Annotated in this window: 21 protein-coding genes and 1 pseudogene; 3 read left to right on the forward strand and 19 right to left on the reverse strand. The window is 71.8% G+C overall.

The features are described 5' to 3' along the window. Window positions 1-199 precede the first annotated feature (199 nt). From ACWDD9_RS37410 to ACWDD9_RS37480, 15 genes and pseudogenes are all read right to left on the reverse strand, one after another. Complete coding sequence (locus ACWDD9_RS37410) at window positions 200-1,426, reverse strand: TIGR02679 family protein (protein ID WP_449814044.1); 1,227 nt, start codon at window positions 1,424-1,426, stop codon at window positions 200-202. Further along, the gene (locus ACWDD9_RS37415) at window positions 1,423-5,508 is read right to left on the reverse strand and encodes a TIGR02680 family protein (RefSeq protein ID WP_449814045.1); all 4,086 of its coding nucleotides are present in this window, start codon (window positions 5,506-5,508) and stop codon (window positions 1,423-1,425) included. The genes ACWDD9_RS37410 and ACWDD9_RS37415 overlap by 4 nt, the downstream gene beginning before the upstream one ends. 16 nt (window positions 5,509-5,524) lie before the next feature. Further along, entirely contained in the window at window positions 5,525-6,739 is a 1,215-nt protein-coding gene (locus ACWDD9_RS37420) for a TIGR02678 family protein (RefSeq protein ID WP_449814046.1), read from the reverse strand. Window positions 6,740-6,758: 19 nt separating this feature from the next. Then, the gene (locus tag ACWDD9_RS37425) at window positions 6,759-8,273 is read right to left on the reverse strand and encodes a TIGR02677 family protein (protein ID WP_449814047.1); all 1,515 of its coding nucleotides are present in this window, start codon (window positions 8,271-8,273) and stop codon (window positions 6,759-6,761) included. Between the two features lie 209 nt (window positions 8,274-8,482). Beyond that, window positions 8,483-8,932: a hypothetical protein gene (locus tag ACWDD9_RS37430; protein WP_449814048.1), complete on the reverse strand. Its 450-nt coding sequence runs from the start codon at window positions 8,930-8,932 to the stop codon at window positions 8,483-8,485. A gap of 181 nt (window positions 8,933-9,113) precedes the next feature. Continuing rightward, window positions 9,114-9,242 (reverse strand): annotated as a pseudogene (locus ACWDD9_RS37435) (family 1 glycosylhydrolase); the annotation flags it as partial. 360 nt (window positions 9,243-9,602) lie between these two features. Then, entirely contained in the window at window positions 9,603-10,007 is a 405-nt protein-coding gene (locus ACWDD9_RS37440) for a hypothetical protein (RefSeq protein ID WP_449814049.1), read from the reverse strand. 427 nt (window positions 10,008-10,434) lie between these two features. After that, window positions 10,435-10,728 carry a hypothetical protein gene (locus tag ACWDD9_RS37445; protein ID WP_449814050.1) on the reverse strand — a complete coding sequence of 98 codons (294 nt, stop codon included), beginning with the start codon at window positions 10,726-10,728 and terminating at the stop codon, window positions 10,435-10,437. Window positions 10,729-10,953: 225 nt separating this feature from the next. Further along, the gene (locus tag ACWDD9_RS37450) at window positions 10,954-11,133 is read right to left on the reverse strand and encodes a hypothetical protein (RefSeq protein ID WP_387974485.1); all 180 of its coding nucleotides are present in this window, start codon (window positions 11,131-11,133) and stop codon (window positions 10,954-10,956) included. Window positions 11,134-11,832: 699 nt separating this feature from the next. After that, a complete protein-coding gene (locus tag ACWDD9_RS37455; protein ID WP_449814051.1) occupies window positions 11,833-12,282 on the reverse strand; it encodes a hypothetical protein in 450 nt (149 codons plus the stop codon). Between the two features lie 10 nt (window positions 12,283-12,292). Next, entirely contained in the window at window positions 12,293-12,883 is a 591-nt protein-coding gene (locus ACWDD9_RS37460; RefSeq protein ID WP_449814052.1) for a polymorphic toxin-type HINT domain-containing protein, read from the reverse strand. A 516-nt stretch (window positions 12,884-13,399) separates the two neighbouring features. Further along, a complete protein-coding gene (locus ACWDD9_RS37465) occupies window positions 13,400-14,737 on the reverse strand; it encodes a GH1 family beta-glucosidase (RefSeq protein WP_449814053.1) in 1,338 nt (445 codons plus the stop codon). Between the two features lie 155 nt (window positions 14,738-14,892). Continuing rightward, window positions 14,893-15,834, reverse strand: a complete 942-nt coding sequence (locus ACWDD9_RS37470) for a phosphotransferase family protein (RefSeq protein ID WP_449814054.1) — start codon at window positions 15,832-15,834, stop codon at window positions 14,893-14,895. 20 nt (window positions 15,835-15,854) lie between these two features. Continuing rightward, a complete protein-coding gene (locus ACWDD9_RS37475; RefSeq protein WP_255357452.1) occupies window positions 15,855-15,983 on the reverse strand; it encodes a hypothetical protein in 129 nt (42 codons plus the stop codon). A 352-nt stretch (window positions 15,984-16,335) separates the two neighbouring features. Then, the gene (locus ACWDD9_RS37480; protein ID WP_449814055.1) at window positions 16,336-17,856 is read right to left on the reverse strand and encodes a sialidase family protein; all 1,521 of its coding nucleotides are present in this window, start codon (window positions 17,854-17,856) and stop codon (window positions 16,336-16,338) included. A gap of 350 nt (window positions 17,857-18,206) precedes the next feature. Here ACWDD9_RS37480 and ACWDD9_RS37485 point away from each other — a divergent pair, with 350 nt between their 5' ends. After that, on the forward strand, window positions 18,207-18,728 hold the full coding sequence (locus tag ACWDD9_RS37485) for a SigE family RNA polymerase sigma factor (protein ID WP_053112272.1): 522 nt from the start codon (window positions 18,207-18,209) through the stop codon (window positions 18,726-18,728). Between the two features lie 387 nt (window positions 18,729-19,115). On the opposite strand, the gene ACWDD9_RS37490 is transcribed toward ACWDD9_RS37485, so the two are convergent. Further along, window positions 19,116-19,385 (reverse strand): hypothetical protein, encoded by a 270-nt coding sequence (locus tag ACWDD9_RS37490; RefSeq protein ID WP_449814056.1) that lies wholly within the window; start codon window positions 19,383-19,385, stop codon window positions 19,116-19,118. Between ACWDD9_RS37490 and ACWDD9_RS37495 the strand changes: the two genes are divergently transcribed. Beyond that, complete coding sequence (locus ACWDD9_RS37495) at window positions 19,363-19,752, forward strand: hypothetical protein (RefSeq protein ID WP_449814057.1); 390 nt, start codon at window positions 19,363-19,365, stop codon at window positions 19,750-19,752. The genes ACWDD9_RS37490 and ACWDD9_RS37495 overlap by 23 nt on opposite strands. Before the next feature lie 113 nt (window positions 19,753-19,865). On the opposite strand, the gene ACWDD9_RS37500 is transcribed toward ACWDD9_RS37495, so the two are convergent. The 3 genes from ACWDD9_RS37500 to ACWDD9_RS37510 all read right to left on the reverse strand — a co-directional run bounded on the left by ACWDD9_RS37500 (window position 19,866) and on the right by ACWDD9_RS37510 (window position 22,694). Then, window positions 19,866-20,579, reverse strand: a complete 714-nt coding sequence (locus ACWDD9_RS37500) for a hypothetical protein (RefSeq protein ID WP_380738068.1) — start codon at window positions 20,577-20,579, stop codon at window positions 19,866-19,868. 228 nt (window positions 20,580-20,807) lie between these two features. Further along, a complete protein-coding gene (locus tag ACWDD9_RS37505) occupies window positions 20,808-21,254 on the reverse strand; it encodes a glutaredoxin domain-containing protein (protein ID WP_449814058.1) in 447 nt (148 codons plus the stop codon). A 168-nt stretch (window positions 21,255-21,422) separates the two neighbouring features. After that, the gene (locus ACWDD9_RS37510; RefSeq protein ID WP_449814059.1) at window positions 21,423-22,694 is read right to left on the reverse strand and encodes an MFS transporter; all 1,272 of its coding nucleotides are present in this window, start codon (window positions 22,692-22,694) and stop codon (window positions 21,423-21,425) included. Between the two features lie 826 nt (window positions 22,695-23,520). On the opposite strand from ACWDD9_RS37510, the gene ACWDD9_RS37515 reads away from it, so the two are divergent. After that, complete coding sequence (locus ACWDD9_RS37515) at window positions 23,521-24,162, forward strand: hypothetical protein (protein WP_449814060.1); 642 nt, start codon at window positions 23,521-23,523, stop codon at window positions 24,160-24,162. Window positions 24,163-24,230 lie beyond the last annotated feature (68 nt).

Below are 24,230 nucleotides of genomic sequence, written 5' to 3' on the forward strand. Positions count from 1 at the left end.
GGGGGCGTTGCAGGCGGCATCGATTCGCAGGCGCAGGCCGGAGAGGGCGGGGCCAGCTCACGCGGCCCGCTCCGGGTCCGCACCCGAACCACGGCGGCCGACAGCCCGAGCGCCTGCATCACGGTCCGGCAGAGCAGCGGCGGTGCGTCCGCCGGGTTGACGGCATTGAACCCCTCGGCCCGTCGGACAGGCTGTCATTCTATCCGTGTCGGTGGTCTGCCAAATCGTCGAGGAGAAGGTCGGCGACCACCTCTTCGACCACTGCGGTGCGCAGTTCGGCCATGGAATCGACGAGCCTCCGGTCCCACGGTGCGGGCGTCAGACGCCCCGGGTCGGGGCCCGAGGGAACCCGTGGCGCGGCGGCCCGGTAGTCGTCGGCTGCCATCCGCCAGGGGGCTGCGCCGGTCTTGGCCATGACGTGCGCCGCGATGCGGATGCCCTCGCCGTCGAAGTCGCCGTGGTAGCGCAGGGACGCGCCGTCGTCGGCGAGTCGGCGCAGCAGGTGGATCACGGCGGTGTTGGGCCAGCCGGAGGTGCAGACCAGCGGCGGGCAGTGGGGGCCGAAGCGGCGCAGGCTCAGGGCGAGCACGCTGGGGTTCTCGGTGATGTGCACGGGTCCGGTGGGACCGGTGAATTCGCCGGGTGAGCGCACTTGGGCGAGGGTGAGGCTGACGGGGTGGCCCGCTCCGGCGCAGATCCGGGAGATCTCGGCCACCGGGCCCTCTCCCCCGGGGCGGAGACCGACGGCGAGCACGGTGGCCGACAGCTCGTCGTCGGCCACGCCGGCTCGACTCCACAGTGCGCGCCGCCCTTCGGCCGTTTCGGGCATGTCAGTGCCGTACAGCACCGCCAGTGCCCGCAGGACCAGGGAGGAGAGCCGGGTCCCGTCGTCGAGGGCGTGGGAGTCGCCGTCGAGGAGGCGGGCGGCGAGGACCGGTAGTGGCTCACCGTCGGCCGGGAGTGCGTGAAGGACGGTCAGCGCGGCGGTCAGCAGGCCCCGGGTCCGCTCGGGTGAGCCGTCGACGAGGCCGCCGGCCCGCAGGTGGCCGACCCAGTCCAGCAGGGCCGGCTGGACGGTGACCACCTCGTGGCCGGCCAACCACGCCCACAGGGCCTCGCGTTGGCCGGTCCTGTGGTGGCGCTCGGCGGCCCGGTCGTGGATCGGGCCGAGGATCGCGGTCACCACGTCCCGGACGGGTTGGCCGCAGGCGTCCAGCACGGCACTGTCGAGCCCGGCGAGGGGGATCGTCGGTTCGGCGCCGGGGAGCCGGTCGAGCCCGAGGAGGTCGGCCAGTGCCTCCCGGCCCGCCTCGTCGAGTGGTCCGGACCGTACCCGGCTGACGGGGCGACCGGTCGAGAGACGGCCGTGAACGGCCGACCACAGGGGTCGGAGCTCGGGGAGGTCGAGGGGGTGGCGATCCGTCATGCCGGTTCTTCCGTGTCGGCTTCGTCGGGCAGCAGGTCGGTGCCCGTCCAGGTGAAACGGGCACTGGTGACGGCGTCGTCGCCGTCACCTCCGGTGATCAACTGATGGACGGCGATGCCGGAGAGCTCCCGGTAGGTGCACCATTCGTGGTCCGAGGTGAGCACCAGGTCGAGGTCGAGTGCCGCGAGGAGGCCGAAGACCTGCCCGCGGTTGACGGTGTCGACGCCGACGAAGACCTCGTCGAGCAGGATCAGCCGCGGAGACTCCGGCACCGCCTCGTAATGGGCGGCCACGGCGGCGAACAGCGGCAGGTGGAGGGCAATGGCCTTCTCGCCGCCCGAGAGCGCGCCGTGGAGCTTCTTGGTGAGCAGCTGCCACCCGGAGCCGTTGGCACGGTCCAGTTTGACGACGAACTGGTGCCAGGCCGTGTAGTCGAGGACCTCGGCGAGCTGCTCCTCCCAGGTCGCCGCCGTGTTGCGGGTCTTCGCTTCCTCGATCCGGCCCCGGAAGAAGGCGTGGAGGGCCTCGCGGTCGGCTTCGGTGATCCGCGCCGGGTCCTTGAGCAGCAGCTCACGGGCCGTCCGGGTACCGGCGGGCAGGTCGGGGTGGATCTGCCACACCAGACGGACGGCCACCCGTGAGGCAGTGCGGATCCCTTCGAGGTGGCCGTTCATCCGCTCGACGAGTTCACCGGCCTGACGGATCCGGGAGGCGAGGTGGCGGCGCGTGTCGCCGGTGAGGGTCCGGTCGAAGAGGCCGCGTTCGGCTGCGGTGATGTCGTCCTGACCGCGGTCACGCTCACCGGTGAGGATGGCGAGGAGGCCGGTCGCGCCGACCCGGATGCCGTCGACGGTGGCGGTGAGGACCTGGACGTCCTCCTCCGCTTCGAGCTCGAGGTCGGCGCGGCTGCTGAGGCTCTGGCGGGCTCGGTGGACGGCCTCGGAGAGACGGTTCAGGGAGTCACCGAGGTTCCTGGTGCCGTGCGGCAGGTCGGGCCACGCGGCAGCGGTCTCGCGCGCCGCTTCGAGGGTGGCGCGGGTGCCGTCCGCGGAGGTGAGGACGAGCCCGAGGCCCGCGTCCTCGGGGAATCCGAGGACGCACAGGCGCCGGAAGCCATGGGCGGCCTCGTTCCGGGCCTCGACGGCCCTGTCGTGCAGGGCCTCGTCCTGGGCCGCGGTGGCGCCGAGCGCGCCGATGCGGCCTTCGAGCGCGAGAAGTGCCTGGGTGCCGGATTCGAGGTCGCGGCGAACGCGGTCGAGGGACTTCCGGAAGTCACTGATGCGGGCGGCCACTTCGCGGTAGTCCTCACCGACGGTGCTCTCGACCGCCCGGAGCGTGGAGCGGAGCCCACGGGCGGCGGCCTCGGCGGTCTCGGCCTCCGCCAGGCCCTCGGTCGCAGCCCCCCTCGATGCCTCGGCATGGCCGCGCGCGGAGTGCCAGGCCTGGTGGGCGGCTGTCCAGGCGAGATGGGCGTCGAGCCAGACGTCGGCCTGTTCGCGCAGCGCTTCGACGGCCGCGGCGGTCTTGTCCAGGGCGGCGCGTTCGGTCGGCAGGGCATGCTCGGCGGAGGCGACGGCGAGAACGCGCAGCGCGTCCGCGACCGCCTTCTCCTGCCGCGCGAGCTGTTCGACGGCCTCCCGCACGGCGTCCTCCCGAGCGCCCACCTCGGACTCGGCCCGGTCCCAGACGCCCTTGGCCTCCTCCACCTCCCGGTGGTGCGGCCGGGAGCGGAGGTCGGCTTCGAGGCGCGTCCGGCGGTCGGCGAGGGCGTGCAGCCGCGTCTCGTAGCCGACGACGGCGGTGTCGGCCTCGGCCAGTTCGGTGGTGAGTTCCGCGATCCGCCGCTGCCTGGCGCGTTCCCGGGCCGCGGCGCCGATGTGGCTGGACTCCTCCTTGGCCCAGGAGCCGACCGCCATCGCCAGCCGCCAGCTTCCGTCGGCGCCCACGACTGCCGGGTGGTCCGTCGTCAGTGCGGGGCCGTAGGCGACACCGGCAAGCAGCCGCCGCACCCGGGCGGGCGGCACCGGGCCGTCGGGTTCCGGAGCCAGGACGTCGAGCAGCGAGGGGCCGGGTGCGGGCGCGGCCGCGGCCGGATCGGCCAGGACGTCGTGCCCGGCGACGACGAGACCGCCGTCGGGGGTCATCCAGGCGTCGAGCAGGCCGGCCGCTTCGAGGGCCGCTTCGACGCCGGCCTGATCGGCAGGCGGAACGTCCGGCCGGAAGGCCAGCAGACGCCACAGTGGCGCCCCCGGCAGGACCGACCGGTCGGCCGTGCGAGTTCGTGGTGGAACCGGCGGGAGATCGGCCGCGGCCGCGATGCGTTCCAGTTCCCGGAGGACCCGGTCACGCCCGGCGCGGGCGTCGTCCCGGCCGGCGCGGGCGGTCGTCTCGTCGGCGGTGATGGAGCTCTCCGCCGCCCGGGCCGCGGCTTCGACCAACACGAGGACATCAGTCTCGACGGCGGCACGGGACGCGAGTTCCTCGGCGTCGTCGATCGAGAGTTCCGCGCAGTCCTCCCTCGCCCAACGACGCAACAGGGCGGCGTGGGCGTCGACGGCGGCCTGGTAGGCGCGGGCGTTCCCCTCGCGCTTCGCGGTCGCCCCGGTCAGCCGTTCGCGCGCCGAATCGAGGTGCTGCTCCGCCGTCGTCCGGCCCGCGAGGAACCGTTCGTGGCGCTCGACGGCGGCTCGGACGTCGGCGATCTGGTGGTGCCGCGAGACGACCGCACCGCGCAGCAGACGGCGCGCCGTACGCCCCTGCTCCTCGTTCTCCCCCGACGGACCCGGTGCGGTGCCGAGCACCGTCTGCACCTCGGCGCAGACGGACTCCATGGCTGCTCGCCGCGCCGCGCCACGTGCCTCCTCGCGAGCGGCCCGGGTCTGTTCGGCCCGCTGTTCGGAACGCAGCCGCGCATCGTCGGCACGCCCCGCGTCCTCGTCGGCCGCCCGAACCTTCCGGTCGGCGGCGGTACGGGCCCGGGCGGCGGTCTGGTCGGCCTGCTCGCTCCTACGACGGAGCTGGTCGAGCTCCTGCCCCTGCCGGTAGACCTCGGAGTCGAGCAGCCCCTCGATGGCGCCCTCGATCTCCTGCCGCCCGTGTTCGAGTTCCTGTTGCGTCCGGTTGCTCTCGTCGCGCTCACGCACGGCTCCCGCGTGCGCCTCCCCGCTCTCCCTCGCGAGGCGGGCGAGGTTGTCCATCTCGGTCGTCGCGGAGATGAGACCGGCTGCTCCGGCACGCAGGACGCGCTGGGCGTAGCCGCGTTGCTGGTTCGCGACGGCCGTGGCCGCGGCCACCTCGTCGTCCAGTGTCTTCAGGTGTTCGCGCTGGCGGTCGAGGCGCTCGAAACCCTCGGCCAGTTCGGTGATCTCGCCCTGGCCGAGCGGGGGCAGCGCCCGCGAGAGCAGCGAGGACAGCAGCGACGGATCCAGGCGCTCCGAGAGCTTGGGGGTGCGGAGCTGGAGCAGCGCGGTGATCAGGGCGTCGAAGCGCTGCTCGCTCAGCCCGGGGAAGAGCGTGCTGCGGACCGTGTTGCGGTAGTCGGTGGGTGCCCCGTGCAACTCGCCCCGGCCGTGCAGCGCTTCGGCCAGGGCGGCGCGGGTGAGCGGCTGGCCCGCGTCGTTGACCAGGGAGAGACCGCCTGGGCGGTCGATCCGCGCGCCGGTGGTGAAGTAGTCGACGGTGACACCGGGGGTGTGCACGCTGGCCTGGAGCCTGGCGCCGCAGGTGAACCACCCGGGATCGCCGTCACCGCGGACGAACTCCAGCCACACGTACCCGACGCGGGTCTTGCCCGTGCTGCCCTCCCCCATCAGGTTCCAGTGCATGGTGCGCTCGGAGCCGCCGAAGGTGGACAGCCGGTTGGGTCGCAGGCTCGCGTCGAACAGGAACGGCAGGAGCACCTCCAGCGCCTTCGACTTGCCGGTGCCGTTCTGCCCCCGCAGGAGCAGCCGGCCCTTGTGGAAGGTGAAGGTCTCGTCGTAGTAGCGCCAGACGTTGAGGATGCCCGCCCTGGCGGGCCGCCATCGCACGGCTGCGGCCGCCGTCGGGGGCACGGGGCTCTGCGGTGGCTGTGTCACGGTCATCGGAGGTCTTCCCTGGTCAGGTTGCGGGACCGTCGGTCACGGTGGTGCGGTACCGGAACGCCGCGGGCCGGGGAACGGTGCGGTCGCCGATCCGGCGGGCCAGGCCGAAGTCGTCGAGGACACGAAGGGCGTCGGCCATGAGCCGCTGGGCGCCGTCCTCGGACTGGTAGCCCTTCGCCCACCGCGGGAAGCGCCGCAGGAGCGTGTTCGCCTCGGCCTCGAGCTGTTCCGGTGTCAGCCCGTCCGGGGCTGCCGTCAGCGGTTCCAGCAGGAGCAGGGCGGCGACGCGGGCCGTCGCGGAGTCGTCCGGGAAGCGGCTGTCGGTGGCGATGGCCTCCGGGTCCACGAGCAGCAGGCCGTCGGCCCGTTCCTCCAGCACGAAGCCGCCCTGCTCGGCGGCGCGCTTGACGATCTGGCGCCCCGTCGGCGAGGCCAGGTAGGCCAGTTCGTCGGCGCCGAGTTCGTCGTGGTGCAGGACGGGATCGTCGAGGAGCCGCCGGAGCACCGAGTGCCGGAGCCGGAGGTTGCGCTGCGCGTCGGAGGCGTCGGCCCCGCCGTACCGGCTCTCGCGCACCGTGCCCCGCAGGAGTTCCTCGAAGCGCAGCGGCACGTCCTGCGCCGGAACGGCCAGCCGGGACGGGCCGACGGGCGCGGCGAGCAGGCGCATCAGGACGGTGGCGTCCACGCGGTAGAGGACCTTGGCCTTCGCCGAGTCGACGAAGCTCTCCGTGACGCCGTCCACGGTGAGGAGCGCGCCGTAGGCCTCCAACAGCTTGAGCACGTCCACGAACGCCATGCGCTCGGACCTGCTCGCCGTATCGAAGGGCGGCAGTGCCTCGTCGGTGGCACAGGCGTGGACGACCCGGTCGGCGAGCAGGCCGACCGTCGTGACCGGGACCGGAAGCAGCTCGGCCGCGACGACGCACAGCAGCGTGTAACGGCGGCGGTCGAACGGGGCCTTGCCGGACCGCAGCCGACGGGCGGGGCGCGAGGCGTCGGGCACGGTCCGGATCTTGAGCAGACGCGCATACCCCAGGCGCGGCTCCACCACCAGCTGCCAGCCGCAGTTGTAGTCGAACCACTTCGTCAGCGGATCCTGACGGCGGCGGATCAGCTCGAAGGCGGGCGGGTCACCGCGCTCGGTGATCAGCGGCAGGCCGAGGAGCAGTCTGATGCCTCGGGCTATGTCCTGCCGCTCGGCCAGGACCAGCTGGTTGGCGAGGGTGCTCATGTGCCGCTCCTGGTGGTGTTCATGCGCTGTCCTCCCGGACGACCGCCCGCAGTGCGCTCGGGCTCCGGATCTCCACCAGGTAGTCGGGCCCTTCGAACCGGCCGTGGGAGGTCCGCAGGACGGCCCGTCCGCCCTCGGGAGAAGGCCGGAGCACGATCTCCACGCGGCCGTCCGAGGTGACCGCCCGACGTGCCCCGCCGGCGTCCGGTCGTACGGCCAGCGCCCGGCCGAGGAGGTCGAGCAGCCGCTCGAAGACGGTGTGGTCCAGCACGTGGAGGTCGGAGAGCCGCACCGGGCCGTCGGTTCCCAGAACGTCCCAGGCCGCTTCGAGTTCGGCCCGCTCCTTCCGGGCCCGCTCGGCCCGGGCCGCCTTGATGCCTCCGATGTCGCGCACCTTCCCGGTGCGGGTGAACCGCTCGGTGCGGCCGCTGGTGCGCAGCAGCGCCGAGACCTCCACCGGCGGAGCCTCGGCCCAGCTGCCCGAGGAGGGCACCAACTCCGGGTCGGGGTGGGCGAGATGGGCATGCCGGGCCGACCCCAGACCGAAGGCGGCCGACCAGAGGCGGTGCAGGTCGTCCTCGGTGGGCGCGGCGGCGAACCAGCGGGCCAGCTCCCGGAAGTCCTGGACGGCGCTGGAGGAGCGGCGCCGTGACTCGGTGATCCGGTCGAGAACCTGGAGGAGCGTCACGATCGCCCGCCGCGCCACGTCGTGCAGCTGCTCCACGCGGGGCCGTGCCCCGTCGGCCGGCCGGAACCAGGACCGGAGCCCCTCCCAGCGCGCCCGGCGCCGCTCCAGCCAGGCCGGCGCGGGATCGCCGTCGGCGACCGGCGGCAGCTCGGCGCCCCGCAGCGCCCGCGCGTGCAGCAGGCTCACCCCGAGCCGCTCCACACGCTCGACGGCGGTGGCGACCGCCTGGCCCCGCTGGTCGAGGTTGACGAGGAACTCCTGGAGATAGGCCACCGTCGCGGCCTTCACCTCGCGGAAGGTCGCCAGGTCCGCACCTTCGGCGCGCAGCAGGCGCTGCAACTCGCCGTTGAACGCCTTGGTGTTGGCCAGCAGCGCCTCCAGGTGGCCCTCCAGCTCCTGCAGCGTGGTGAAGACCCGACGGTCCGAGGACGCGGAGTCGCCCAGCAGGACGTACAGCTCGTCGAGCCGGTCCGTGATCGCCTCCAGCACCGCCGTCTGGAGCGCCCCCGTCGAGGCGAGGACGAACAGGGCGTGCTCGACCCCGGCGGACGCGGCCTCACCGCGTCGGGTCAGCGAGTACTGGAGGTTGCGGCGCTCGTACTCCTCGGCGGTGCGGTAGTTCTCCGCGTGGTTCTGGACGACGTCCAGCAGCTGCCACTCCCTGAGCTTCCGCAGCGCCTCCTGGAGCTCGTCGTCGTGAACCGCGTCGAGCCAGCCGACCGTCCGCAGCCGGGCGCGCACGTCGTCCAGCCCGAGCGCGGTCTCCAGCCGCTCGTTGGCCGCTCCGAAGGCCTGAAGGATCGCACCGTAGAGTTCGGCCTTCTCCCCCGTCGTGAACCGGAACATCTCCGGCGGCACCCTGCGCAACCGCTGCCCTCCCCGTCTTCCGGGCACCACAGTACGCGGACGCGCCGACGCCCGACGACGCGGTTGTCGACCGGCCAGGTCGCGTGCGGCAGGTACAGCTGGTGCAGGTGCGCCCGGGCCTCCGGGGAGGCCTGTGTCCCGGCTCCGGCAACCGCCGGTGAGGTTTCACAGAGCTGAACGCGCTCGGATCAGTTCTCTTCCGTCCCCGCCATCCCGCTCACCTCCGCGATTCCCTCGACCGTCGCGCGGTCGCTCGCCCGCCGGCCCTCGGCGGCGTCAAGCCGGTCGCGCATGTCCCGCAGGCGGGCCGGATCGGAAGCGACCTCCGGCGGTACGAGCGACATGACCCCCTTGGCCCGCTCGCCGTCGCCGAGGTCGGCCACCACACCGTCGGCGCGGTCCTCGTGTCCGGGCACCAGGGCACCGAGCAGGCCGAGGAGAACGAGCAGTTCGCGCTGCGCCGCGGGTGTGAACAGCTCCCGTTCCTCTGCGTCCAGCTTCACCTCGATCCGCCCACCACCGAGCTCGGCATAGCCGCGCAGGAGATCCATCAGAAGCTTGAACTGCCGCTCGGGCATCAGGACCTGGAGCGACTCGATGTAGAGCTTCAGCCGCAGCGCCGGTAGTTCCGCGTCCATCCGGGCCTCCCTGGTACGTCAGTCGACCGGAATCCTCACCGATCGTAGTCACCCGATGGCACGGGTGGCGAGGACAGGTGACAGCGCGCGGAGGCGGGCGGAGTTCCCATGGCCGTCAAGGATCGGACGACACTCCCTTCCCCGTCGCGATCCTGACTCGCACCCCCTGCCCAGGCCTTGACTAACGTCCGGATTCCGCATGGTGACCGGCGATCAGGTCGCGGTACCAGGTGTACGAGGCCTTCGGGGTTCGGTGCTGGGTCGCGAAGTCGACGTGGACGAGGCCGAAGCCCTGGTGGTAGCCCTCCGCACATCGAACAGACTGCCATTGTAGCGAGGCCGCAACGGCGGGTCCTCGGGCCTGTCCAAGTCCGCTACTTCGCAGGAAAGTTGCTCAAACTCTCTCGCGCATCGCAAACCATGCCATGTAGGTCGCCTCGCTATCGCCGAGTTCGGCGACCATCAACCAGCCGTCGCGCGAGCCCAAGCGGATCCGAGCTCCTCCGGAGACTATGGTCCACCTCTGGTCCGGACAAACGGAACATGGTTACTGACGATCAGAAAATCCGCACGTTGAGGACAGGCCCCCGCCCCGTCCTGGCAAGCCTCTGCGAACCGATACGGGCCGGCGCCAAAAGGCCCCGGCCCGTATCAGATATGTCATGCCATCTCAGCTCGAAGAGCCGAACGGCCTGTAGATCTCCCACAGCTCGCAGTGCCCAGCAGCCCCTACCGTCCGCCCGACGAACGACGGGGACTGAACGTCAACCGAGAGCCGTTCAATGACTTCGGAGGCGCGAGTCGAGACCTCCCCGGGATTCCCGGGCCAGATGATCGCCCCCTCCACCATGCCTTCAAACTCATCCTCCAATACGGACGCATCATCTGCTGGGATCACAGAGAAGGCGAAGAGGCATTGGTCGACGTCGTCTGAGTCGAACCGAGTGGCGAGTGTCCGGAAGTACCACCACACCCCGCCCCTGGTCTCCAGCCGAGCGAAGCCCTCACGGGCTCCGTCGCACCAGTCGAAGATCACGACCGGCCGCATGATCCGGTTTTCGTTGTCCACGGACATCAACGCCTCTTCTTCACCCTTCCAAAGGTTTCATTGAACGCCCTCTGAGTCTCGCCTTGAACGGGCTTCGGCAACACGAGCGTGTGATGCATCTTGTCAGATTTGGCCGGTGTGTACCGCAGTTCGAAGTGCGCCAAGATCTCTGCCTTCGTGGCTGTCACCGAGTCCGCCGGATCACGGGCTTCGGATCGGTGGCGCGGTATGCGGCAACAGCTCGCTGGCGCAACTCGGACGGGCACTTCATCGGTGTAGCCATGGCAGAGGCTCCCTTCTCATGGCCAATCAGGCCACGTCCGGCAACCTTCCGCACCTCGAGGGAACCTCACTCCTACCGTCGCCCAATCGGCTACATCCATCCATCGCCCCCGACAACCGGAAGGCGTACCCTCGGGTTCCACCAGGGGCACGCCTCTGTCAACCGATCCGGCTACTGCCTCGGCGCCAGGCCTCCAAACCCAGTCCTCGCCAACTGCGCCACAGCCTCTGCGATCACCTCGCGGGTCACCGACGGAATAACCAGCAGATTGACCGCCGTCATGATCCGGCCGGCCTCAACCGCCGCCTTCGCATCCTGCGCCAAGCGCTCCTCGTCGTAGACGGTCAGGTCATAGACAGCATCACCGACCCGAACCCCAACGCCGAAGAGCCTCCCCTTGCACTCGACCTCGAACTCGTACCCGTCGAGGTCCGTCGGGGACTTGATCTCATAGGAGCTAAACACTTCGATGCCTCCCGCTACCTCTTCAACGTCTTAATCTTCGAAATCTCTACTTCGAACTGAGATGAACTCGGTTTGACTCCAGGCGCAGGAACAATCTCATAGTTCCCCCTTACTCGGCTTACCCCTCAGCTCGACGCGGAGCGTACTTGGAACCGAGCCCACATCGACTTCATGCGGGACCATGGACTGCGCGGGCGGGAGTCCCGGGCGCCCGTCGCGCGGGTATCAGTCGGCGAAGTCCTCGTCCCGCCACAAGCCGTCGAGCCGGTCCCGCACCCACATTGCCGTCGTGCCACCGGGGTTGCTGGCCCGCGCCATTCGCGCCGTCAACACCGGGATCTCGGTGACCGGACGGGGACGGACCGACATCTCCCACTCCTCGGAAATCTCGCGGGCATCGTGCATCCGCGAGACTGGCGCACCACCATGATCACCTGCAGCAGAACACCAAGATCCCCGACAGCGTCAAGCTGAGGGATCGAGAACAACCTGTCGCCCGCGAACATGGACTTCGACGAGGTCGCTGACGGCCGTCGATGAAGACGGGGTGTTCAGGGGCTTCTGAACCGGACCGGGCGACAGGCCGGGGTACTGGCTGTCGCGTTGCCGGAGAGTGATCACGGGTCCGACTGGCCGTGAGGCGGCTGGCCGATGACCCTGATCCGTCCGGATCACCTCGTCTGGACAGGGGCAATGCGTGACGGGCTCCGGCGGTCGACAGAAGGGTCTTACTGACGGACCGGCAGATCGTTGTCACTCGCGGTGACGAAGGCGAATCCGGAGACCTGAGGCCATTTGGGGGCCAGCTTGGGAGCGCACCTAGTGAGCGCCAATGGGCGCTTACGGATATCTATGTACCAACTTGAACCCGACTGACCATCGACCGGGTTGGGGATCTGCCGACGTTCGCTGTCCGCGATGAACCTCAACTCCCCTTGAAGTCAGTCCGGTTGGGCAACAGAAAAGCCGAGGCCTCAAGGCCTCGGCTTCCGAAACTAGTTGAGCCCATCGACCGCAAGGCCCCTGCTGAAATCCCTTTCAGCAGGGGCCCCGCTCATCGTGCTGGCACAAGCGCCACGCCGAGAGGTCGCGGGCCCTCAGGTTCTAGATGAACGGACCATCCAAAACCTCGAACGAACAAAGCCGCGACACAACATACTGCCTGGAATAGCTGTTCGATTCATCACGGATCGCCCGCGCCGACCACTCGTCCGGCCCCGGATCCAGGTCCAGGACGAAGAATCCGTCGACACTGCCGACCTTTAGCCCATCCGAGAGAACCTGCAAGGGATACGCCCGAGTCTCGGCAAGGCGGTACTCGTTAATACCGTGCATGACGATCCTCACCAGCTTCCACCCGAACAGACCGCCGGCCGCCCCCCTTCCCCCTGGATCCGTCCGGTCCATCGCCTGGACCTCCACCATGATCGTCCGACCGGCCTCATTGCCCCGTGGAAGGACGATGAAGATGCCAGAGATCACGCCGTCCTCGAATCCCAGAAATCTCTCAAGAAACTCGGGAATAGATTCAGTCGAAAGGTGAATTCCGGTCATTTATATTCACTCACTTCCGAGGTCGCAGATTCCAGCCCGAAGGCAATTTTTTCGGATCTATATGTTCGGCATTTGAACCATGGCCAGCACCTGGGCTTCCTGGCGGATCAATCACATGGCCGCGGGGTCCGCCAAAGTTATGATTCTTGAAGTCGAAATGGCCGACCGCATTTCCATTCTTGTCATAAATGGTGTTCTGAACAGGGGTGCCGTCCTTTCCCGTCCTCGTGTACACCGAATCCGGCGTTCCGCCTGTCCATGGAGGATTTTCCGTCCCCCAGGAGTGCCCCCCCCCTTGTGGCGTTGTCCCGCCACCGCAGGGGTCATACGGGGCAGGCGTGTTGTTATGAACGAGGACTGGCGTGACACCTGCCAGCACATAGTACGTGTGAAGATTTGCAACTGTGAGGTCATAGGTGCGCCCCTCGGCGGCGCGGCGGACCACGCCAGTCAGTACTGCAGGGCTCCCGTCCGGTTTCCGGAGCTGTTCGCCAGCCTTCAGGTCGCGGGCGTCCTCCCACCGCTGGGCAACAGCGTTCCAGAACGGGTGGTGTGCGGTCGTCGTGGAAGGAAGCCCTGACCAGGGCATCCGTCTCCGCATTGGGGACTGTCCCACCCCCCCAGGCCCATCAGCAGTGGACCCTGAACCCCGAATCCGCGCCCTGACCCCTGACACCCTCTGGGCCCGCCCGTCCACGATTCCTCCGGGAGCCGCGGACGGGCGGGCCTCTTACATCCCGCGGACCTGTCGCCGCGTTGTATCGCCCCTGATGGCGAATGCGAGGACGGTGTCGAGCAATCGACACGGCCGCCAGTGAGATCGGGATACTCCGGCCGCCGTCGCACAGGTCATCGACCAGATGGGCGTAGGACCTGGCAACGCCACGGCCTCGGCGCTAACCCTCGGGAGCCGACATGGTGGGCGCGCCGGAGTCGCAAGGTGTCCCGTCCCCGCGCGACCGGTCCCGGCTGAACCGCTGACCATGGGCTGCCGACCTGTCGAGCACCCTGTCACTTGCTTGGCGTCCGAGGCACAACCGCTACGGGCAGCCCCATCCAGATGGGCCCTCGGCAAGCGTCAAGAGGCTGTTCATCCCGCAGCACCTGGGGCCACCTATCACGAGTGACAGTCGCGGTGGGCGGCGATCAGGTCGCGGTACCAGGCGTAGGAGGCCTTCGGGGTGCGCTGCTGGGTGGCGAAGTCGACGTGGACGAGGCCGAAGCGCTGGTGGTAGCCCTCGGCCCATTCGAAGTTGTCGAGGAGGGACCAGGTGTAGTAGCCGCGGATGTCGATGCCTTCGGCGGTGGCCTGGGCGAGGGCGTCGAGGTGGGCGGACATGAAGTCGATGCGGGGCTGGTCGGGGGTGGTGGACTCCTCGACGGAGCAGCCGTTCTCGGTGATGGTGAGGGGCGGGAGGGCCTTGCCGTACGACTCGCGGAGGTTGAGGAGGAGTTGGCGGAGGGCGTCGGGGACGACGGGCCAGCCGAAGGCGGTGTGGGGGACGTCGGGGATGTCGACGAGGTCGAAGGGGAGGCCGGGTTCGGTGGCGGCGGCGACGCGGGTGGGGTTGTAGAAGTTGAGGCCGAGGCCGTCGAGGCCGGGGGTGTGGATGAGGTCGAGGTCGCCGGGGTGGACGGCGCCGAAGATGTCGTCGGGGACGCCGAGGGCGGTGAGGTCGGGGTAGCGGCCGAGGAGGACGGGGTCGGTGAACAGGCGGTTGTGGAGGGCGTCGTAGGCCTCGGCGGCGGCGAGGTCGGCGGGTGAGGGGGTGGCCGGCTCGACGGGGGTGAGGTTGTTGGAGAGCATCGCCTCCAGGCCGCGGTCGTGGAGGACGGTGGCGGCCAGGCCGTGGGCGAGGAGCTGGTGGTGGGCGGCGGGGAGGGCCTCGAACATCAGGGTGCGGCCGGGGGCGTGGGTGCCCAGGGCGTAGCCGAAGACGGTGTGGACGAAGGGCTCGTTGAGGGTGATCCAGGCGGGGACGCGGTCGCCGAGGCGGTCGGCGACGATCCCCGCGTACTCGGCGAAGCGGTACGCGGTGTCGCGGTTCAGCCAGCCGCCGTGGTCTTCGAGGCCCTGCGGGAGGTCCCAGTGGAAGAGGGTGGGCAGCGGGGTGATGCCGGCTTCGAGGAGGGCGTCGACGAGGCGGTCGTAGAAGGCGAGGCCGGCGGCGTTCACGGCGCCCGCGCCGGTGGGCTGGACTCGGGACCAGGCGACGGAGAAGCGGTAGCCGTCCAGTCCGAGGCCCTTCATCAGGGCGATGTCCTCGGGGTACCGGTGGTAGTGGTCGCAGGCCACCGCGCCGGTGTGGCCGTCGCGGACGGCGCCGGGGCGGGCGGCGAAGGTGTCCCAGACGGAGGGCCCGCGGCCGTCCTCGTTCACCGCCCCCTCGATCTGGTAGGCGGCGGTGGCGGCACCCCAGCGGAACCCCGCCGGCAGGTCGAAGCGGTCCGGCATGACAGCCTCCTGACGGAAACATGAGGGGAAGTCATGTTACCGGCGCGGCGCCGAAACACCAGAGTGGGACGACGGAAGGGACCGGAGCCCCACAGAGGGCCTCGGTCCCTTCCGTCGTCCGGTGACCGGGGGTACGGGGCTCGCCCCCGGCCCCGTCACCACACGTCGGCGAGCTCCCGCAGCAGTTCGACCACCCGTGCCGTCTGCACCGGCCCGAGCTGCGGGTCCGGCGCCACCGAGGTGAAGACCAGGGCCAGCATCACCGCCGCGTCCAGCCGGTAGAGGAGGTCGGCCGCGGGGGTGACGGAGGACTTCCCGCCCGCGGCCTCGTAGCCCTGGCGGATCGCCCGCTCGTCCAGGCCGTTTTCCGGGATGAGCGCGTACTCGGACATCCGCGCCAGTTCCATCGCGGGGTCGCCGATCAGCACGTTGGACCAGTCGATCAGCGCGGCCACCCGCCCCTGGCTGCACAGCAGGTTCTGCCGGCGCAGGTCCAGGTGGAGCAGCGCGGGCTCGGCCGACGTCTCGGCGAGCCGGGCCGCGATCGCCGCGCGCTCGGGCAGTTCGCCCAGGCCCGGGCGGAGGTCCAGCAGCCTGCCGAACCGGTCGGGCAGCCGCTGCGCCAGCAGGTCGGGGACGGGCCGGCCGTACTGGACGACGGGCGCGAGGTCCGGGGCCGGCTTGGCGTGCAGCGCCGCGAACAGCGCCCCGACCTCGGACCAGTCCGGCGCCTGGGCGTCGGAGTCCACGAAGGCCGAGAGCAGCACCGGCGTGCCAGTCCGGGTGTACTCGACGCCCAGGGCGCGGGCGACCGGGAAGCCGTCCGGGGCCAGCCACTGGGTGATCCGGAGTTCCTGCTCCAGCAGGCCGTCCGCGCCGACGCCGACGTTGTTCGCGGTGTGGAACGTACGGGCGCGCGGCACGCGCAGCACCACGTCCTCGTGCGCCGCGCCGCTCAGCGGGCTCGCCCGGTACACGAGGAACTCCACGCCGCTGCTGAGCACCACGGGCGGGGTGTAGCCGAGCGAGCCCGCGAGTTCGGCGAGCCCGTCCGTGACGTCCTGGTCGATCAGTTGTCCAGTGGCGGGAAGCCTCACCAGAAACCTTCCTCTGTTTGTCATTTGACGGCCAGGAAGCCCTCGAAGCAGGTGTACTTCTGGGCCGTCATGGCCTGGCCGGACCCGGCCCTGCTGCCCTGGCGACGCTCCGCCAGGGTGCGGATCAGGGTACCGGTCGAGCAGCCCACGTCGAGGAGGAGGCCGTCCTCTACGACGATGCCGGCGTAGTGCCGGGCGACCAGCTCCGGCAGTTGCGGGAACTCCCTCGGCCGGCAGCGGGGCGATGCTCGTGTGGGTCTGGAGGTCGCGGACGGCGTGGCAGTCGCCGATGACGGCCGGGAAGTCGCCCGTGGCGAGCTGGTTGGTGCTCTCCTGGGGCCGCGCGCCGGATTCCGTCGATTCCGCCGCGCTGCCGTGTCGCCGTACTGCCGCACTGCCGCGCCGACCCGGTTCGGGACGCGGCCGGGCCCGTCCTCCCGGTGGGGCGGGAGGGCGGGCCCGGGTGGGTCAGCGGTGGATCAGCGGTGAATCAGTGGCGGGTCAGTGACGGACCGGCGGCGGCAGCTGCCGCTCCCGGACGGGCGCGGTGAAGGCGACCGGACCGGTGCTGGACGGGGTGCTGCCGCCGCGGACGGGCAGGCCGCCCTCGACGGCGTACATGGCCTCGTCGTAGGCCTGGCCGTCGGCCGGGGCCCTGCCGACCGCGAAGATCGCCACCGCCTTGCCGTCGAGCACGGAGGTGGAGAGGTAGTCGCCGACCATGGCGCCGCCGCCGGTGGCGGCGATCCGGGACAGCGGCATCGGGCCGGCGACGGTCCGCGGCGCGCTCCAGGTGGCGCCGCCGTTGGCGGAGGAGATGAAGCCGACCTCCAACTCGCAGGTGGCGTCTGTGCAGTCGGCGTTCGGATAGAAGTAGTAGTACAGCCCGAGCTTGGCGCTGTGCCCGGAGGTGGCGCGGTCGACGCCGAGGCCGGGGAGGAAGTGGTCGGCGCCGCTGGTGGTGGCGTCGATCGGCACCCGGGTCACGGCGGACCAGGTGGTCCCGTCGGCCGAGGTCGCGTAGACGATGTCGTTGCCCGGGCAGCCGGCCCGGAACCGGCAGTCCTGCCAGGCGACGTAGACCCGGCCGGCGCCGTCGATCTCGGCCGAGGGCAGGCCCTCGCCGTCGCGCAGGCCGCCCGCGACGCCGTGCGCCACGACGTCGGCGACCAGGACGGTGGAGCCCCAGGACCGGCCCCCGTCGGTGGAGTTGAAGGAGCGGATCGAGGTGGTGTCGGTCGAGAAGGGGACCACGACCCGGCCGTCGGGCTGCACCAGCGGCTGGCCGCCGAGGCCCAGGTTGACGCCGGAGGGGCCCGACGGGGCGGACCAGGTGGCGCCGCCGTCCCGGGAGGCGGACATCACCACCAGGTTGTCGGAGGAGGGGATGTCGACCTCGATGTAGCAGGTGCCGAAGTACGGGCTGGACGGGGTGTTGTCGCAGACGATCCACTCCTTGTCGTAGCCCTGGCCGTCGAAGCCGACCGCCCGCACCGGGTCCTGCCAGCGCAGGCCGTCGGCCGAGCGGCTGACGGTCACCCCGACGGGGTTGATCGCCGCGTCGATGACCGGGCCGGCGATCATCCAGGTGCCGTGCCTGGCGTCGTAGGCGATCGAGGGGTCGGAGGCCCGGGCCCAGTTGCCGCCGCCCTGGTGGGTGGTGATGCCGGGCAGGATGCCGTGCCGCCAGGTGGCGCCGCCGTCCCGCGAGGTGTTCCAGCTGAGGGCGGCCGAACCGCCGGCGGGGAACCGCCCGACCTGGGACGAGGAGACGATCGTGCCGCCGTAGGCGAAGGTGTCGGGCTCCACCTCGGTGGCGTGCTGGCTTCCGGTCCCGGTGTCGGTGAACGGGTCGGCGCTCACCTGCAGCAGGCGCGGCCCGCCGCCGTCGACGGTCAGGGCGTACGGGGCGGCGCCGGCGGCCGGGGCGGCGTTCCAGGCCGCGCCGGTCAGGACGAGGGCGGCCGCGGCGGCGACGGCGAACGGCCGCCGCCAGCGGGCAGGGGTGCGCGGGTGCTTCATCCGAAGCTCCTTCGCGTGGGGGGAAGGTACGGACGACGAGGGGCGGGCCGCGGTCCGAGGGCGCGGCGACCCGCCCCGGTTGGCGCGTGCGGATCGGAGGGGTCCGGCGCCGTCGAGGCTCGTGGGGGCGACGCCGCCCGATCGCGTGCCGCGCGCAGAAGTGCACACGTGTTCGCAAATCGGAAGTGTGAGCCGGATCATGACATCGCACAAGATGTGCGACCAAAACGGAACGGCGCCTCGCGGACCGTCGGGTCCGGTGCCCCTCCCCCGGCGCGGGGCGGCGCCCCCGTGCACGTGAATACTGGCTGGTTGTCATCCGTTTTCCGTGGCTGGGGCGTCCTGAAGGCATGAAGCGCGAATCGATCCTCCCGGGGGGCTCCGGATCCGACCCGTTCGACGAGTTCGTCGTAGCCCGGTACCAGGCCCTGCTGCGGGGGGCGTACCTGATCACGGGTGACGTCCACGACGCCCGGGACCTGCTGCACGACGCCCTCGCGCAGGTGTACCCGAAGCGTTCGACGATCCGGGACACGGCCGCGACCGAGGGGTACGTCCGCAGGACGATGGTCCGCACCCACGTCTCGCGCTGGCGGCGGACCAGACGCGAAGTGCTCACCTCCGCGCTGCCGGACGGACCGGCGGCCCCGGAGGGCGAACGGGACGACCAGCTGGCGGCGGCACTGGCCGGACTGCCCAAGCGGCAGCGGGCCGCCGTGGTGCTGCGCTACTACCTGGACCTGCCGGTCGCTCAGGTGGCGGAGGAGCTGGGGTGCTCGGTGCCCACGGCGAAGACGCACCTGGCGCGCGGGATCAAGGCGCTTCGACAGGACATGGAAAACGTGAGGGAGCTGGTAGGCCGTGAGCGCTGAGGACAGGTTCGAGGAGGAGCTGGTCACCCGGCTCGGAACACACGCGGCAGGGATCGCCGGCACCCCGCCGCTGGCCGAACTGCACCGGGCCGGGCGTCGGCGCGCCCGGCGGCAGGCCGCCGTGCGGGGGGTGACGGCGGCCGCGGTACTGGTCCTCGGAGCGGGAGCGCTGACGCAGCTCGGTGGCGGCGGCCCCGGGAGCGACCGTACGGGGGCGGCCGGGACGGGCCTCAGCGTGCTGACTCCGACGGCGGGGGCGACGGCGCCGGGGCACCCCGCCGTGATGCTGAACTGTGTGAACGGGCCCACGTCGATGCGGACACCGGGCTGGCACCAGCACTCCAGCCGGCAGCCCTGGGAGACGCCGTCGGCGATCACCTCGTCGGGCTACTCGTCGTCGTGGACGCCGCCGCCGGGCTCCCCTTGGTTGGGCCTGTTGTCGCCGGCCACCCCTCCGCCGGGGCACTCGTCCTCGGACGTCCCGTCGACAGGCACGCCGTTCTCCGGCCTCCCGTCGTCGTCCGGCTCGCCGTCGCCCCTGCCCACGGACTCGGCCTCGGCCTCGGGCTCGGGCTCGGGCTCGGGCTCGCCGTCGTCGTCGTCGCTGTCGTCGGAAGACCCGGCGGAGGCCCGCGTGACCCAGGCGGGTGAGTCCATCGAGACGCTGGCGATGACCGACTACCCGGACCACTACTTCGGCACGTGCCGCGACAGGAACACGGACACGCTCTACGTGATGCGGGTCCCCGGCAGCGGCCTGGACGCCGCCGTGACCGCGAGGGCGGCCGACTGGCCCACGGTGAAGGTGCGGTTCGCCGACGCCGCGGGCTCCCGCGAGCAGCTCATGACCGTCCTGAACCGGATCCGCGCGGACACCGAGGAGTGGCGGGTCAGGGGCGTGGTGATCGACGGGCTGACGCTCGCCATCGACGGTACCGGCGTCGTGGTCGACACCCCGCAGTGGCAATCAGCCGAGGCGGACATCAAGGCGAAGTACGGGGCCCTGGTGGCCGAGGTCCGCTAGCGGTCCCGGTCTCAACACCATTGGCCACCAAGGGACTTGGACCAGGGACGGAGGGCGGTGTCACCGATCGGGTCGGTGGCTCCGCCGTCCGGCGTGTCCGGGTTCCGGCGCGCTCACTCGTGGGCGCTGATCTCGCCGCCGGCGCTGAGCACGATGGAGACGCCGTTGGCGTCGACCCCGACATCGTGCTGGTTCGCCTCCAGCGTGCCGTACACCGCGTTCTCGTTGCCGAGGATCTCCGCGCGGTACCGGAGTTCGCCGACCTTCGTGACCTTGGCCGTCCAGCCGCCCGCCAGCTTGAAGGTGCCCGGCCCCTGGTGGCTGCCGCCCATCCAGGAGCGGATCCGGCCGTCCAGCGAGAGCATGACGAACATGCCGTTGGCGTCGAGCCCGTCGTCGTGCTCCTTCGTCTCCATGGTGGCGAGGACCTGACCGGCGTTGACGATCTTGGCGGTGTAGTGCTGGTTGCCGAGGTCGTGGATCTCGGCCTTGCTGCCGTCCACCAGGGTCTCGGTACGGACCCCCTGGCCCCCCTTGGGCGGGGTGGCCGACGTGGTCGCGGCGTGCCCGCTGGGCGCGGCGGCCGGAGGGGTGGCGCCGCGCGTGCCGGTCGGGGTGGGCGCGGCGGAGGCCGTGGCCGGAGGCTCGGTGGCGGGCGCGGCGGGCGGCGCGGTGGCGGCGGCCGACGCGGTGGTCGGCGCGGCCGCGCCGGTCGCGCCCGACGTGGAGGAGCAGGCCGTCGCGGCGGGCACCAGCAGGGCCGCGGTCAGGACGGTTCCGGCCAGCGTACGGGCAGTGGTCGCGCGGCGGATCGTCGAGAAGGGCATGCGGTTCTCCTGAGCGAAGTGCGGGTGAGGAGCGCGCGGCGCCCTCTCCTGCGGGGACCGGAGGGCGGCTTCGCGTGCAGTTCGAAGGTAGTGCGAACAGTCGACGGAATGGAGCCTTCCGTGTCACCGAACTGCAACGCCCCTGGCCGCACGGCTCCGGTCACGCCGGCGCCGAGCCGTACTCAAATCCCCTGCCACCGCCGTCGGTACGGCCGCGCCGACGGCCGGTCAGCGCTTCGCCGTGGCGGCGGACAGCTGTCCGCGTACCCATGCGGGGTCGGGGTTGGTGTGCGGCCGGCCGGTCACGACGACGGTCGGCACGGTCTCGTTGCCGTCGTTGGCCGCGCGCACCACCGCGGCCGCCTCCGGGTCGCTCCAGATGTTCACCCAGTGCACCCGCCGGGCCGCCCGGCCCAGCCGGATCCGCAGCCGCAGGCAGTACCTGCAGCCCGGCCGCCAGTACACCACCGGCCGGCCGTCGGCCGCGCTGCGGCGCTGCGCCTCCGCCGCGCCGAGCGACTTCGGGAAGACCAGGGTCGAGCTCACGGCCGCGAGCCCCGCGAACCCCAGCAGGTACACGACGGCCGCTCCGCGGCTCCCGCTCACGACGAGTCCGCCCGCGACGGCCGTACCGCAGAGCACCAACAGCACCGGAAGCATCCACACGCGCATCATGGCGACCCAGGCTATCCGTACACGGCCCCCGCCGCTCCACTCCCCCGGCTGTGCCGCGCGAGGGCCTTCGACACTCGAATCAACACCCTTGCAAGGACCGGGCAGTGACGCTGCGTCAGGACATCTCGCGATGGCTCGGCGGACCGCCGGGAAGCCCGAGGGCCGAGGTCAGGCGAGGTCGCGCCGACGGCGGAGCGAACCGGCCGTCAGGATCACCGGGCCGGCCAGGCCGCACACCGCCAGCAGGAGCAGCGCCGTACGCGGCCCCCAGGCCGTGGAGGCGGCACCGGCCAGCAGCGCGCCGACCGGGATGGAGCCCCAGGAGACGAACCGGACGGTGGCCATCACCCTCGGGAGCAGCTCCGGCGGAGTGTGGGTCTGCCGGTGGGTGCGGGCGACGATGGTGGTGACGACGACGCCCGCCGCGAAGCCCGCGTTGCCGAGGGCGAAGAGCAGCACCGCCCACCCCGAACCGGCCGCCGGGAGCAGGAAGGTGACGAGCGCGGCGATCCGTGCCGACCACCGCAGGGCCCCGCCGCTGCCGATCCGGGAGACCACCCGGGGCGTCAGGACGGCGCCGACCAGGCTGCCCAGGCCGCCGGTGGCCATCAGCGCGCCGACGGCCGCGGCCGGGGCGTCGAGGGCGTCCACCAGGAACACCGGAGTGAGCGTCATCAGCCCACCGGAGACGAAGTTGACCGCGGTGGCGTAGGCGGCACACGGCCCGATCACCGGATGCCGGGTGACGAAGTGCCAGCCCTCGCGGATCTGCCTCCACATCCCCGCGCCGCCCGGCCGCCGGGCGGGCCGCTCCGCGCGCGGCAGACTGCGCAGCAGGGCCGCCGAGACCAGGTAGCTGACGGCGTCCAGCACCATCGCGGCCGCGCCGCCGACGAGTTGGACCAGCACCCCGCCCAGCGAGGGGCCGGCCAGTTCGGTCGCGGCGCTGCTGCCGGAGAGCAGGCTGTTGCGGACGGTCAGCTCCTCCTTGGCGACGATCGAGGGCAGGAAGGTGGAGTTGCCGACGTCGAAGACCACACCCGCCAGCCCGACCAGCAGCGCGACCACCACCAACTGCGGCAGGCCCAGTACGCCCAGGGCCGCCGCCACCGGCACCGAGGCCACCGCCGCCCCGCGCAACAGGTCCATCGCCACCTGGGTGCCGCGCAGCGGGAGCCGGTGGACCAGGACCCCGGCCGGCAGTCCGACCAGCAGCCAGGCCAGGTACCCGGCGCCGGTGACCAGGCCGACCTGCCAGGCCGTCGCGTGCAGGGTGAGCACGGCGATCAGCGGCAGGGCCACGACGGACACCTGGTTCCCGAGCCGGCTGACCAGCGATCCGGTCCAGTAGCGCCAGAACACCCCCGCCGAGGTCCGGTGTCGCGCCTCCCCCTCCGCTGCGCGGTCCGCCGCGACCGCCGTCCGCGTCGTCACATCCATCTTCGGTCCGTCCCTTCCGTCGCAACCGGCCCACCCGTCGCTCCCCTGCTTCCCCGGCGCCGGCGCTCCCGGCCGCACGCTGGAGTCCGGCGCCCATCGAGACCGCACGGCCGCACGCACCACCCGCGAGGCCCCGGGCCACCGCACCGGCGCCCAAGTCACGGACCAGCCGGTCGCGTTCGCCGAGCACGCCGCGCCGCACCCGCCCACCGTCCGGGCCGCGGGCGTCGACCGGCCCGAACGGATCACCCTCGCGCCGGACGCCACCCGCACCATCCGTGGGGTCCGCTACCGGTGATCGACCCGGCGGGATCGGTGAAGGGCGCCCGCGGCCCGGTCGACGGGCTCACGGCACACTGACGGCGGGCCGTGACCGGCCCAGCCCTGACGCACCGGGCGTCCGCACAGCCGCCCGGGTCCTGACGCGTCCCTGCCCAACTCACCCGACGCCCACACCCCGAACGACCGAACACGCCACGGCCGTCACACCGAAACCCGGCCACCCCATGCGGCGGCCCGCACACCCGGCCGAACCCTGGCCGGATCCCGCCGCCCCCGGGGCCGCGGCCGCGCGCTCCCGCCGGTCACTCTCACGCGGCCGCCGCACCCGCCGCGCCGCGCCGCGCCGCCGATCCGACCGCAGCGCGACCGGACGATCCCGCCACCCGCCCCCGCGGCGCGGCCGTCCCCGCGGGAGAACCACCCGGAAGGCCCGCTTCCGGATTGTGACGTGCCCCTGTCTAGTTCGTTCCCGTCCCGGTGTGGTGGGATGAGCCTCACGGGGATGAACCGCTGACGGGGGTGTGTGCTGGTGCGGAATGGATGGTTGCGGGAGCTGGACGGGGACGCGGTGCGCCTGGCGGCCGTGGGGCTGGTGCGGCTGGGGGCGCAGGACTGGCTGAGTACGGAGGGCGGGGCGCCGGCCTGGGTGGGCGGGTTGCGGGCGGCCTCGTTCGCCGATGCCTGGCTGGCGTTCGGGGACGGGCCCGCGTCCGGGTTGCGGGCGCCCGCGCCGGAGGTGCTGCGGGCCGTGGTCGCCCGGGCCGCGGAGCTGGTGCTGCGCTCCTGCCGGGAGGACGGTCCGGCGGCGCTGGAGTGGCTCGGGCAGCGCTCGGCGGAGGCCCGGGAGCAGGCGCGTCGGGAGGGCGCCTCGCACCCGGCCGAGCCCTGTGCGCTGACCCTGGTGTGGCACGGGGTCCAGGCGCTGACCGCCGAGGACGGACCGGATCACGCCCGCCGGATCGAGGAGCGCGCCGAGGCGTACGTGCGGGAGCGGCACTGCCGCCAGGACACCCTGGCGCTGGTGCTGTGCTGCACCCGGATCGCCGCGGCCGCGCTGGTGGAGCTGTGCGAGGGCGATCCGGAGCGGGTGGCCGGCTGCCTGGAGCAGGACGCGGCACGTTCCATGCCGCGCGCCGGCCGGGTGCCGCTGTGGGTACCGGGCCGACCGGCCCTGCCCGCCGGCTGACCGGGCCGATCGGGGCACCGACCGGGCCGGCCGGAACGCCGGCCGGCCCGGTCAGGCGGCGTCGAGCA

This window comes from Kitasatospora sp. NPDC001119, assembly GCF_053598475.1.